Below are 12,337 nucleotides of genomic sequence, written 5' to 3'. Positions count from 1 at the left end.
TTGACGGCGGCGGGACACCTCCCCCCAACGGGAGGCTAGCTATCTGGAAGGATAGAGAATGACTGTAGCGAAGCCCGGCTCAAAGCCGAACGTGCCGCATTTCTCCTCTGGCCCCTGCGCCAAGCGCCCCGGCTGGAACCCCCAAAATCTCAAGGACGCAGCCCTCGGCCGTTCGCATCGCGCGAAGGTCGGCAAGGCCAAGCTCAAGCTCGCGATCGATCTGACGCGCGAAGTGCTTGAGGTGCCCGCCGACTACAAGATCGGCATTGTGCCAGCGTCCGACACCGGCGCCGTCGAGATGGCGCTGTGGTCGCTGCTCGGGCCGCGCCCGGTCACCACCATCGCGTGGGAATCCTTCGGCGAAGGCTGGGTCAGCGACATCGTCAAGGAATTGAAGCTCAAGGACGTCGTCAAGCTCCATGCGGGCTATGGCGAGATCCCGGACCTGTCGAAGGCCGACAAGAACTCGGACATCGTGTTCACCTGGAACGGCACCACCTCCGGCGTGCGGGTTCCGAACGCCGACTGGATCGCGGCCGATCGCGAAGGCCTGACCATCTGCGACGCGACCTCCGCCGCATTCGCGCAGCCGCTCGATTGGCCGAAGCTCGATGTCGTGACCTTCTCCTGGCAGAAGGCGCTCGGCGGCGAGGCCGCGCACGGCATGCTCATTCTCTCGCCGCGCGCCGTCGCGCGCCTCGAGAACTACACGCCGCCGTGGCCGCTGCCGAAGATCTTCCGCATGACTAAGGGCGGCAAGCTCAACGCCGGCATCTTCGAGGGCGAAACCATCAACACGCCGTCGATGCTGTGCGTCGAGGATTATCTCGACGCGTTGAACTGGGCGAAGTCCGCCGGCGGCCTCAAGGGCCTGATCGCGCGCGCCGACGCCAACACCAAGGTGCTCGCCGACTGGAAGGCGAAGACGCCGTGGGTGGATTTTCTCGCCAGGGATGCGGCGATCCGCTCCAACACCTCAGTGTGCATGAAGGTGATCGACCCGGCGATCACGTCGCTCTCCGCCGACGCGCAGGCCGACTTCGCGAAGAAGCTGGTCGCAGCCGTCGAGAAGGAAGGCGCGGGTTACGATTTCGCGCATTATCGCGATGCCCCCGCGGGTCTTCGCATCTGGTGCGGCGCAACGGTCGAGGCAAAGGATGTCGAGATCCTCACCCAGTGGATCGACTGGGCCTTCGCCGAGACCAAAGCCTCGCTCGCAAAGGCGGCGTAGCTCTCTTTCACCTCTCCCCGTTTACGGGGAGAGGTCGACCGCAAAGCGGTCGGGTGAGGGGCTTCTTCATCAGTTTGAAATGCCCCTCACCCCGACCCTCTCCCCGCAGGCGGGGAGAGGGAGCAGCGTCAGCCACAAATTCTCATTCAGAGCGTTCTGCTCCATTCAGGATCACATCAATGTCCAAACCCAAAGTTCTCATTTCCGACGCGCTGTCTCCCGCCGCCGTGCAGATCTTCAAGGATCGCGGCATCGACGTCGATTTCCAGCCGGATCTCGGCAAGGACAAGGACAAGCTCGCCGAAATCATCGGCAACTATGACGGCCTCGCCATCCGCTCCGCCACCAAGGCGACCGCGAAGATTCTCGAGAAGGCGACCCGCCTGAAGGTGATCGGCCGCGCCGGCATCGGCGTCGACAATGTCGAGATTCCCGCGGCCACAGCCAAGGGCATCATCGTGATGAACACGCCGTTCGGAAATTCGATCACCACCGCCGAGCACGCGATTACGCTCATGCTGGCGCTGGCCCGCGAAATCCCGGCCGCCGACGCCTCGACCCAGGCCGGCAAGTGGGAGAAGAACCGCTTCATGGGCGTCGAGATCACCGGCAAGACGCTGGGCGTCATCGGCGCCGGCAACATCGGTTCGATCGTCGCCGACCGCGCGCTCGGCCTGCGCATGAAGGTCATCGCGTTCGATCCGTTCCTGTCGCCGGAGCGCGCCAAGGACATCGGCGTCGAGAAGGTCGAGCTTGAGGATCTGTTCAAGCGCGCCGACTTCATCACGCTGCACACGCCGCTGACCGACAAGACCAAAAACATCATTGATGCGGTCTCGCTCGCCAAGATGAAGAAGGGCGTACGCATCATCAACTGCGCGCGCGGTGGTCTGGTGGACGAGGCGGCGCTGGTCGATGCGCTGAATTCCAAACAGGTCGCTGGCGCAGCCTTCGACGTGTTCGTCGAGGAGCCGGCCAAGTCCAACGTGCTGTTCGGTCATCCCAATGTCATCTGTACGCCGCATCTCGGCGCCTCCACCACGGAAGCGCAGGAAAACGTCGCGCTGCAGGTCGCCGAACAGATGTCCGATTACCTGCTGACCGGCGCGATCTCCAACGCCGTCAACTTCCCATCGATCACGGCGGAAGAAGCGCCGAAGCTGAAGCCGTTCATTGAACTGGCGGAAAAGCTCGGCTCGTTCGCGGGCCAACTGACCGAGAGCGGCATCGCCAAGGTTACGATCACCTATGAAGGCGTGGTCGCGGACATGAAGATCAAGGCGTTGACCTCAGCGGCGCTGACCGGGCTGTTGCGTCCGATGCTGGGCGACGTCAACGTGGTATCCGCGCCGGTGGTGGCAAAGGAGCGCGGCATGGTCGTGGACGAGGTGACCCGTGCCGCGCGGAGCGACTATGAAAGCCTGATCACGGTCACCGTCGCGACCGAACGGCAGGAGCGGTCGGTGTCCGGCACGGTCTATCACGACGGCAAGCCGCGTCTGGTCGACATCAAGGGTATCCGCGTCGATGCCGAGTTCGGCAAGTCGATGATCTACATCACCAACGAGGACAAGCCGGGCTTCATCGGCAAGTTCGCCTCGCTGCTCGGCGATGCCAAGATCAACATCGCGACGTTCCATCTCGGCCGCAACGAACAGGGCGGCGACGCCATCGCGCTGGTCGAGGTCGATGGCGCGGTGCCGGCCGATGTCCTCGCCAAGGTGTCGGCGTTGCCGCAGGTCAAGCAGGCCAAGGCACTGAAGTTCTAAAGCTTTGAAGTTCTAAGGGCGACGTTTCAGACGCATCCATCGTCGTCCCGGCGTTCGCCGGGACGACTCAAAGATCGATCTTCGCATCAAGCGGGCCGGAGCATCTCCGGCCCGCTTTGTTTTTCGGCGAACGACCGCGAGAGTGCATGGGTAACCAACCCGAAAGGAAGTTTCGATAATTGATGGGACGAATCCGCGCAGAAGCGCGGCTTGCCCCGGAGCCCATCGTGAAGCTGCTGAACAATTTGCCGATCACCGCCAAGCTCGCAATTCTTGTCGGTGTGACCCTGCTTGGCCTCAGTGCCGCCGGTCTGTATTCCGCCTACATGATGCAACGGGAAATGATGAGCGCGCGTGAGGCGCAGACCCACGCGCTGGTGGAAACCGCGCGCAACGCTGCGATCGGGCTACAGAAGCAGGTCGAAGCCGGAAAAATGACCAAGGACGCGGCCATCGCGGAGTTTGCCCGCTTTGCCCGCACCATGACCTACGACAAGGGCGACGGCTACATGTTCGTCTACGGCATGGACGGCATGACCATCGCGACGCCGGATCCCAAGCAGATCGGCACCATTCGCCTCGACATCGAAACCAACGGCCGCAAGCTGGCGCGCGAATTGCGCGACGGCGTCGCGGCCAAGGGCGACGTCACCCTCCGCTATGAATATTACAAGCCCGGCGAGGAAAAGCCGATCCGCAAGCTCTCCTATGCGGTGGCGATTCCGGGCTGGAACATGTTCGTCGGCACCGGCGTTTATCTCGACGATCTTGACGCCAAACTGATGCCCATCATCATGGCGCTCGGTGCAGCCATTCTGGGGATCGGTGTGTTTTCCGGAGCCGTGGCCTGGATCATCGGCCGCAGCATCACCCGTCCGCTCGGCCTGCTTGGCGCCCGGATGCAGACACTGGCCGATGGCCAACTCGATGACGAGATTCCGGGCAGCGGCCGCCGCGACGAAATCGGCGCGATGGCGTCGACCGTGCAAGTCTTCAAGGACAATGCGCTGCGGATTCGCGGCCTCGAGCAGATGGAAGCCGAAGCCGGAAAGCGCACCGCTGCGGAGCGGCGGGCGGCCATGAACAGCATCGCCAGCGATTTCGAGAATAGCGTCAACGGCATCGTGCGGTCGGTGGCGGCGTCGGCGGCGGGCATGCAGGTCACCGCGGAATCCATGACGGCATCCGCCAGCGACGCAAGCGCCCGCGCGGCCACGGTCGGCTCGGCGTCGGAGCGGGCGTCGGACAACGTCGGTACTGTTGCGGCTGCTGCGGAAGAACTGTCAAGTTCGGTCGCGGAAATTGCGCGTCAGGTCAACCAGTCCAACGAGATCGCCAGCAAGGCCGTCGGTGACGCCGAGCGCACCAACGCGACGGTCCGGGTTCTGTCCAGCGGCGCCGAGAAGATCGGCGAAGTGGTGCAACTCATTCACTCCATCGCAGCGCAGACCAACCTGCTTGCGCTAAACGCGACCATCGAGGCCGCGCGCGCGGGCGAGGCGGGACGCGGCTTTGCAGTGGTCGCCTCCGAGGTCAAGGCGCTGGCCAACCAGACCGCCAAGGCCACCGAGGAAATCTCCGCTCAGGTCGCGGCCATGCAGGCCACGACGAATGACGCGGTGGTGTCCATCGGCGGCATCACCGAGACGATCGCGCGGATGAGCGAGATCACCATGAACATCTCCAGCGCGGTCGAGGAGCAGGGCGCGGCGACGCGCGAGATCGCGCGCAACATCCAGTCGGTAGCGGCGGGATCGAACGAGATCAGCGATCACATCGGCGGCGTCAGCGCGGCTGCGGCCGCGACCGGCACGGCGGCGTCGGATGTGCTGTCCAGCGCGCGCGATCTCGACCAGCAGTCGGGCATGCTGCGCTCGGCAGTGGATGAGTTCCTGGGCAAGGTGCGGGCGGCTTAAGACTCAGCGTGTATATCGCTACATCAAGGTGTCGTCGCCGCGAAAGCGGGGACCCACGCTTCCTAAGAAATTCCGGAGATGGCAAGGTCAGACAGATCGAGCCATTCCGGATTGTCCTTTTCGATTAGCTCGATTTTCCAGGTCCTCTTCTATTTCTTGAGCTGTTTCTCCCGGCGGATTGCATCCGAAGGCGTGTCGTAGCCTTCAACGTACACAAGACGGTCAACGGCGTAGCGTTGCGCGAATTCTGATCCGCGGCCGCTCTTATGTTGAGAAAGCCGCAGAGCAAGATTGTTCGTGATGCCGATATAGAGTGTGCCGTTCGGCCGGCTCGCAAGAATGTAAACGTGATACGTCACACTCATTCAATCGCCCGAACTTTCTTTTGAGCAATGGGTCCCCGCTTTCGCGGGGACGACACTGTGGATGTTCAGCTCACTGCTTCTCGATCTTGGCTTCCCTGATCAGCTTCTCCCACACCACGAGCTGTTCTTTCAGGAACGCATCGAAGCTTTCCGGCGTGCCCGAGAAGGCTTCCATGCCGCGCTCGGCGAGTTCCTTCTTGATGTCGGGCCGCTCCACGACCTTGCGGATTTCCGCGTTCAGCTTCGTGACGATGTCCTTCGGCATGCCGGCTGGGCCGAGATAGCCCTGCCACGACGTGATGTCGAAGCCCTTCACCGTTTGATCCATCGTCGGCAGATCGGGCAGCAGCGCGGAACGCTTCACGGTCGTGACCGCCAGCGCCTTCAGCACCTTGCCGTTGACATGCGGCAGGCCGGTCGGAACATCGACGAACATCATGGAGACGCGGCCCGCGATCACGTCGGTCAGCGCCGGCGGTGAACTCTTGTAGGGAACGTGAAGAAGGTCGATCCCGACCAGGGTCGCAAACGTAGCGCCTGAAACGATCGCCGATGAGCTGCCGCTGGCATAGGAGTATTTGCCGGGATCCTTCTTCGCCAGCGCGATCAGTTCGGCGACGGAGTTGGCCGGAATGTCCGGATTGATGACGAGCATGAACGGCAGATCGCCGGTGCGCGCGATCGGCGTGAAATCCTTGATCGGATCGTAAGTCATGTTCTTCAAGAGATACGGATTGGCCGAGTGCGACGTGTTGGTCGTCACGAACAGCGTGTAGCCGTCCGGCGCGGAGCGTGCGACGTAGCTCGCTGCGATCGATCCGTTGGCGCCGGGCTTGTTGTCGATCACGATGCCGACGCCGAGTGCGGTGCCGATCTCCTTGGAAATGATGCGCGTCATGCTGTCGGTGCCGCTGCCGGCCGCGAACGGCAGCACCAGCGTGATGTTCTTGTTCGGGTAACCGGCGTTCTGCGCCAGCGAGGCGCCGCCTGTCAGTGTGCCCGCGAGTGCAAGCGCGGCGGCGATCGATACCGCCGTCCTTTTCGATGTGGCCATTCCGTCGTCTCCGCCCTGTTCGTTTTTTTTGACGCGTGGACCGTCAGGCAAACGGCCTGCGGCGCCGCCGCGTCAGACTGCGCGAAGTCGGGAGGAAATGCGAGGGGTGCGCGCCACGTTGCGGCGCATCAAATCAGGGTCTGGAAACCGGCGTCCGTGCCGAGCCTTTGCGGGACGCGGTGAAAATACCCACCAGCACCAGCGCGTAACCGGCCAGATGGAACAGCTCCAGCTTTTCGCCTAGCAGGAGGATCGCCATCGCCGAGCCGAACACCGGCACCAGATGGAAGAAGGGCGCGGCGCGGTTGGGGCCGATCAGTTCGATGCCGCGATTGAAGAAAATATAGGCCAGCGTCGAGGGAAAGATCACGACGAAGACCAGTGTGGACACGGTGAGAGTGTCGAATTTCAAGAGGTCGCCGCTGGAAATCTCCCACCCCACCAGAGGAATGAGCATCACGGCGCCGGTGCCGGTGGTGAAAGCGATCAGCGACAGCGGATTGATCTTCGGACGTTTCGGCATCAGGGCGGAATACAGCCCGAAAACGAACAGCGCGCCGGCGAAACTGATGTCACCTGAATTGACCTGGATCGCCGCCAGCGCGGCGAGATCCCCGCGCAGGATGATGACGAGCACGCCGAGCAACGAGACGAGGATGCCGCCAGCCTGCATCCATGACAGCCGCACGCCGAACAGCATCAGCGACCACAGCGCCACAAACAGCGGGCCCGACGACTGGATCAGCAGCGCGTTCAGCGCCTGCGTGTGCTGGAGGCCCCAATAGGACAGCGCATTGTTGAAGGCGAAGCCGGTGAGAGCCAGCATCAGCAGCAGCGGAAGGTGCCGGCGCATGGTCGGCCAGTCGCGTTGCATGTGAGGCCAGGCGAAAGGCGCGACAACCAGGAATGTTCCGGCCCAGCGCAGGAACGTCAGCGCAAACGGCGGGACGTGACCCGCCACGTATCGCCCAAGCACGATGTTCGCTGCCCAGAACAGCGCCATCAGACTGAGCATCAGATAGGGCTGATTGACCAGCCAGGAAACGAGCGACGGCTTGCGCAAGGGCGGATCGGCAATGGTCATGGGTCTTTGGGAAAGAGGACATGCCAAGTTGTGCCGATATCCACGGCCTTCACAACCGCCAATCCCGGATTGCTACCTTGCGCTGCGCGGGCATCGCGCGGTGTTTTCATCGCTTTCTGCGGGCGAAAGAGGGATCAGATCGCGTCCGGCGCGGACATGCGGACTGTCGCTGGCAACCAGTTCGGCCGTTCAGCCCTAGCCGACGTGCACTTTCGTGTGTTTGAATAATCGGGATCGCCTGAACGCAAAGGCAAGCGCCATGGACAAGCTCAGCTTCCACAATCCGCTTTTCAATGCCTATGCGATCGCGGCCTGCATCATGATCCTGAAAGCCGTCATGATGTCGTGGCTGACGGTGGTTCGGATGATGCAGGTCAGCGGCGGGTTTCGCTCGCCGGAGGACATCAGGAAGACGACTCTCAATCCCAATCCAAGCGCCGAACAACTGGCGCCCAATGAATACGTGGATCGCATCCGCCGAATCCAGTTGAACGATCTCGAAAATCTGCCGTTCTTCCTGGTTGCCGGATTTCTCTTCATCCTGACCGAGCCATCGATAACGCTCGCCCAATGGCTGCTGTACGGCTACGTCGTTTCGCGGCTGCTGCATTTTGCTGCCTACTTCACGGCAAGAACTCACGACACGCGCGCAACGCTTTGGACCATCGGCTCGCTGATTCTCATCTTTATGAGTTGCTGGACGCTTTTTGCTGCGTTCCGTCAGTGACGTCCGAACTGCGGCAGCGCCCGCAGCTATCGCATGTCAGCGGGCGTAGGCGCGGCCGGCTGCGCTGAAGCCCGCCGCGCGGCGATGAAGACGCCCACCAGCACCAGTGCGTAACCCGCAAGATGAAACAGCTGCAGACGTTCGCCGAGGAAGGCGATGGCCATGGCCGATCCGAACACCGGAATCAGATGAAAGAACGGTGCTGCGCGGTTGGCGCCGATCAATTCGACGCCGCGGTTGAAGCAGAGATACGCGACGATCGAGGGGAAGATCGCGACATAGGCCAGCACCGCGAGATTGTGCGGCGTGAACTGCACCATCGGCCGGGTCGCCAGTTCCCATATGAACATCGGAATCAGGCCCAGCGTGCCGCAGCCAAAAGTGAATATGAGAAACGACAGGTTGTGGATCGGGGGCCGCTTCACCGACAGCGCGGAGTAGAATCCGAAGATCGCCAGCGCCACGAGATAGATCAGGTCGCCCTTGTTCAGGCTGATCCGCGACAACGCTTCGAGATCGCCCCGCAGCAGGATCACCAGCACGCCGCACAGCGAGATCACGATGCCGATTGCCTGCGCCGCGGTCAGCCGGACGCCGAGCAGCAGCAGCGACCAGATCGCCACGAACAGCGGCCCTGACGATTGCATCAGCAGGGCATTCAGCGCCTCGGTATATTCCAGCGCCCAGTATTGCATGACGGTGAAGATGCTGATGCCGCTCACCGCGAGCAGCACCATCGTGCCGAGGCGTTCGCGAATCGTGGGCCAGTCGCGGACGAGATGCGGCCATGCGAACGGCAGCACGATCAGGAAGGCGAGCGTCCAGCGCAGGATGGACAATGTGACCGGCAGAAATTGGCCCGCGACGGCGCGGCCGAGCACGGCGTTGCTCGCCCAGAACAGCGGCGTCAGGGTCAGCAGCAGGTATGGCCTGTTCATGAGCCATGATGTGGCGGATGGCGGGGCGGGAGCGTTCATGTCGATGGCGGATTATGGGCTTTGCAAGGAAGGCGGGGGCGGGCCGGAATTATTTGGGGATATCAATGATTTGCACCCCATTCAGCGCCCCCGTCAACGCCCGTTGGCGCTTGCGTCCCATGCGCGCATCCGTTATCCGGTGACATGCCTCGCAAGCGCGCACCCTGCTGCAAGGCGCTGGAATTCCGGCGGATTTGCGGGTTGCGGGAGATTGTCTGGAAATGGCCAATGTTGTCGTCGTCGGCGCCCAGTGGGGCGACGAAGGGAAGGGCAAGATCGTCGACTGGTTGTCGGAGCAGGCGGACATCGTCGTTCGCTTTCAGGGCGGCCACAATGCCGGCCATACGCTCGTCATCAACGGCAAGACCTACAAGCTCGCGCTGCTGCCCTCGGGCGTGCTGCGGCCGTCGAAGCTGTCGGTGATCGGCAATGGCGTGGTGTTCGACCCGCAGGCCTTTCTCGCCGAACTCGACAAGCTGCGTGCGCAGGACGTCTCGATCACGCGCGACAATCTGCGCGTCGCCGAGAACGTCACGCTGATTTTGCCGCTGCATCGCGAACTGGATTCGGTGCGCGAGAACGCCAGCAAGGCGACTGCCATCGGCACCACCCAGCGCGGCATCGGCCCTGCTTATGAGGACAAGGTCGGCCGCCGCGCGATCCGGCTGATGGACCTCGCCGATCCGCAGACATTGCCGCACAAGATCGATCGTCTGCTCGCGCATCACAACGCGCTGCGCCGCGGCCTCTCGCTGCCGGAGATCGATGGCGCGGAAGTCCTGAAAGACCTGATGGCGATTGCGCCGCAGGTGCTGCCGTTCGCGGATTCGGTCTGGAATCTGCTCGACCACAAGCGCCGTGAAGGCAAGCGCATCCTGTTCGAGGGTGCGCAGGGCGCGCTGCTTGATGTCGATCACGGCACCTATCCCTACGTGACCTCATCCAACACCGTGGCGGCGCAGGCCGCGACCGGCACCGGCATGGGACCCAGCTCGGTCGGTTATGTGCTCGGCATCTGCAAGGCCTATACGACGCGTGTCGGGCAAGGGCCGTTCCCCACCGAACTCACCAACGAGATCGGCGAACTGATCGGCCAGCGCGGCAAGGAGTTCGGCGTCAACACCGGGCGCAAGCGCCGCTGCGGCTGGTTCGATGCCGTGCTGGTGCGGCAGACCGCCCGGACCTGTGGCATCCATGGTCTCGCGCTCACCAAGCTCGACATCCTCGACGGCTTCGACGAGATCCAGGTCTGTGTCGGCTACACGCTCGACGGCAAGGAGATCGATCACCTTCCCGCCGGCGAGGGCGCGCAGGCGCGCGTCGTGCCGATCTACGAGACCATTGAGGGCTGGAAAGAGCCGACCGCCAATGCCCGCTCGTGGGCGGATTTGCCGGCGCAGGCGATCAAGTACGTTCGGCGGGTCGAGGAACTTGTCGGCTGCCCAATCGCGCTGCTTTCCACCAGCCCTGAACGCGAGGATACTATCCTCGTGCAAAACCCATTCGAGGCTTGAACAAAACATGGCCTGTCATGTGTGGACTGTGTTCTGTTAATTGACGTTTTTTAATTACAGGGTTCGCTGAGAATCCTGCAAACTGGACCAGGATGGCTGATTACTACCCGCTCATAGCCCGCGCCATATCCGGACTGGACCCCAGTGCTCCCGGCGAGCAGCGCCGTGCGCTCTATGAGCGTGCACGGACGGCGCTGATCTCCCAGTTGCGCAGCGTGCAGCCCGCGCTGAGCGAAGCCGAGATCACGCGCGAGCGTCTTGCGCTTGAGGATGCGGTTCGCAGGGTGGAGGCCGATGCCGCCCGGCGCGCCGCCGCCCATCAGGCCGCATCGCAGGATGCGCAGCGCGACCAGGCCGCAGCGGACCGGTCGCCAGCCGGTCCACCATCATCGTCTCAATCCAGAGCGCCTGTCCCGGCTGGCCGCCGGGATGGTCCGCGTCCCGGCGATGCGCTGCGCGAAAGCGCGCGCAACGCGCGAACCGCCAACACTTCGCCGGCCCCCGGCCGCGACCGGCCGCCCGGGCTCAACGGCGGTCCGGCCGGTGCATCCGCAGGGCCTGAGCCCCGCCCGCCACGTAATCTGCGCGGCGATCAGCCGCCGCCACTGACACGGGCGCAGCCTCCGGTTCCGCCGGGTCTGCCGTCATCGATGCGCGACGTGCGGGCGCGCGATCAGCGCTCCGACGACACCCGGATGCTGGATGACTTCACGCGGGACGCGCGTGCGGGACGCCGCCCACCTCAGGGATCGGGACTGCGCGACGTGGTCGCGGATGCCAACGATCTTGGCAGCGCCACCCGTTCGGCGCGGCGGAGCTATGCCCAGCATGAAGCCGACGGCCGTGGACCTTCGGCCTACATCGACGATGCCGACGAGGCGGGGCGGTATCAGCCGACCGACCGTCCGCGCGCGCGCATCAACACGCGCGATGAGCCCGAGAAAAAAAGAGGCGGCTTTCCGCTCAAGACCGCCATCGCGGTCTGCATTGCCGTTATCGCCATCGGCGGCGCTGTCTGGGGCGGACCGAAAGCCCTGTCGCTGTTCCGGTCGCTGACCAAGCCCGCGCCGCAGGTCACGGACACGGCGCCGAAGGATGCCTCCGGCACACGGCCGAAGATCACCGACCGGGTGGGACAGCCGGGCGCAACGCAGATCGCGCCGGTGGCGCAGCGCGTCGTGCTCTATGACGAAGATCCGTCTGCGCCGCAGGGCAAGCAGTATGTCGGCTCGGTGATCTGGCGCACCGAAGCGGTCAAGGTGCCCGCCGGCCAGCCGCCCGACATCGGCGTGCGCGCCGACATCGACATCCCCGAGCGGAAGTTCAAGATGTCGCTCTCGATCCGGCGCAACACCGACGCTTCGCTGCCCGCGAGCCATACCGCCGAACTGACATTCGTGCTGCCGCCGGACTACGGCACCACCGTCGCCAACGTGCCCGGCGTGCTGATGAAGTCCAACGAGCAGGCGCGCGGCACGCCGCTGGCGGGTCTGGCGGTCAAGGTCACAGACGGGTTCTTTTTGGTTGGGCTGTCGAATGTCGACGCCGACAAGTCGCGCAACCTGCAGCTTTTGAAAGAGCGGTCATGGTTCGATATTCCGCTGGTCTATGCCAATCAGCGCCGCTCCATCATCGCCATCGAGAAGGGCGCGCCGGGCGAACGCGCGTTCAACGAAGCGTTCACGGCCTGGGGGCAGTAA

The 12,337-nt window shown here is 63.5% G+C and carries 9 protein-coding genes and 1 pseudogene; 6 read left to right on the top strand and 4 right to left on the bottom strand.

Annotated features, from left to right (window positions below):
* Window positions 1-58: 58 nt before the first annotated feature.
* The 3 genes from AC07UB_RS17595 (at window position 59) to AC07UB_RS17585 (ending at window position 4,916) form a co-directional block, all read left to right on the top strand.
* Window positions 59-1,231 (top strand): phosphoserine transaminase, encoded by a 1,173-nt coding sequence (locus AC07UB_RS17595; RefSeq protein ID WP_494654300.1) that lies wholly within the window; start codon window positions 59-61, stop codon window positions 1,229-1,231.
* A 179-nt stretch (window positions 1,232-1,410) separates the two neighbouring features.
* Window positions 1,411-3,000 (top strand): phosphoglycerate dehydrogenase, encoded by a 1,590-nt coding sequence (gene serA, locus AC07UB_RS17590; protein ID WP_492790742.1) that lies wholly within the window; start codon window positions 1,411-1,413, stop codon window positions 2,998-3,000.
* A gap of 227 nt (window positions 3,001-3,227) precedes the next feature.
* Entirely contained in the window at window positions 3,228-4,916 is a 1,689-nt protein-coding gene (locus AC07UB_RS17585) for a methyl-accepting chemotaxis protein (protein WP_492792688.1), read from the top strand.
* A gap of 62 nt (window positions 4,917-4,978) precedes the next feature.
* Here the strand turns inward: AC07UB_RS17585 and AC07UB_RS17580 are convergent.
* The 3 genes and pseudogenes from AC07UB_RS17580 to AC07UB_RS17570 form a co-directional block, all read right to left on the bottom strand.
* Window positions 4,979-5,281 (bottom strand): annotated as a pseudogene (locus AC07UB_RS17580) (GIY-YIG nuclease family protein).
* A gap of 70 nt (window positions 5,282-5,351) precedes the next feature.
* Window positions 5,352-6,335 carry a Bug family tripartite tricarboxylate transporter substrate binding protein gene (locus AC07UB_RS17575; RefSeq protein WP_494654302.1) on the bottom strand — a complete coding sequence of 328 codons (984 nt, stop codon included), beginning with the start codon at window positions 6,333-6,335 and terminating at the stop codon, window positions 5,352-5,354.
* Between the two features lie 133 nt (window positions 6,336-6,468).
* The gene (locus AC07UB_RS17570) at window positions 6,469-7,419 is read right to left on the bottom strand and encodes a DMT family transporter (RefSeq protein ID WP_494654304.1); all 951 of its coding nucleotides are present in this window, start codon (window positions 7,417-7,419) and stop codon (window positions 6,469-6,471) included.
* Between the two features lie 259 nt (window positions 7,420-7,678).
* On the opposite strand from AC07UB_RS17570, the gene AC07UB_RS17565 reads away from it, so the two are divergent.
* Window positions 7,679-8,146 (top strand): MAPEG family protein, encoded by a 468-nt coding sequence (locus AC07UB_RS17565; RefSeq protein WP_494654306.1) that lies wholly within the window; start codon window positions 7,679-7,681, stop codon window positions 8,144-8,146.
* 26 nt (window positions 8,147-8,172) lie between these two features.
* On the opposite strand, the gene AC07UB_RS17560 is transcribed toward AC07UB_RS17565, so the two are convergent.
* Window positions 8,173-9,123, bottom strand: a complete 951-nt coding sequence (locus AC07UB_RS17560) for a DMT family transporter (protein ID WP_494655280.1) — start codon at window positions 9,121-9,123, stop codon at window positions 8,173-8,175.
* A 221-nt stretch (window positions 9,124-9,344) separates the two neighbouring features.
* Here AC07UB_RS17560 and AC07UB_RS17555 point away from each other — a divergent pair, with 221 nt between their 5' ends.
* A complete protein-coding gene (locus tag AC07UB_RS17555; protein ID WP_492790737.1) occupies window positions 9,345-10,637 on the top strand; it encodes an adenylosuccinate synthase in 1,293 nt (430 codons plus the stop codon).
* Window positions 10,638-10,729: 92 nt separating this feature from the next.
* Complete coding sequence (locus AC07UB_RS17550; protein WP_492790736.1) at window positions 10,730-12,337, top strand: hypothetical protein; 1,608 nt, start codon at window positions 10,730-10,732, stop codon at window positions 12,335-12,337.

It is taken from the genome of Afipia sp. GW821-FHT04G03, from assembly GCF_059419985.1.
The sequence above is the reverse complement of the archived record's forward strand: the minus strand, read 5'-3'. Positions and strand labels throughout refer to the sequence as shown.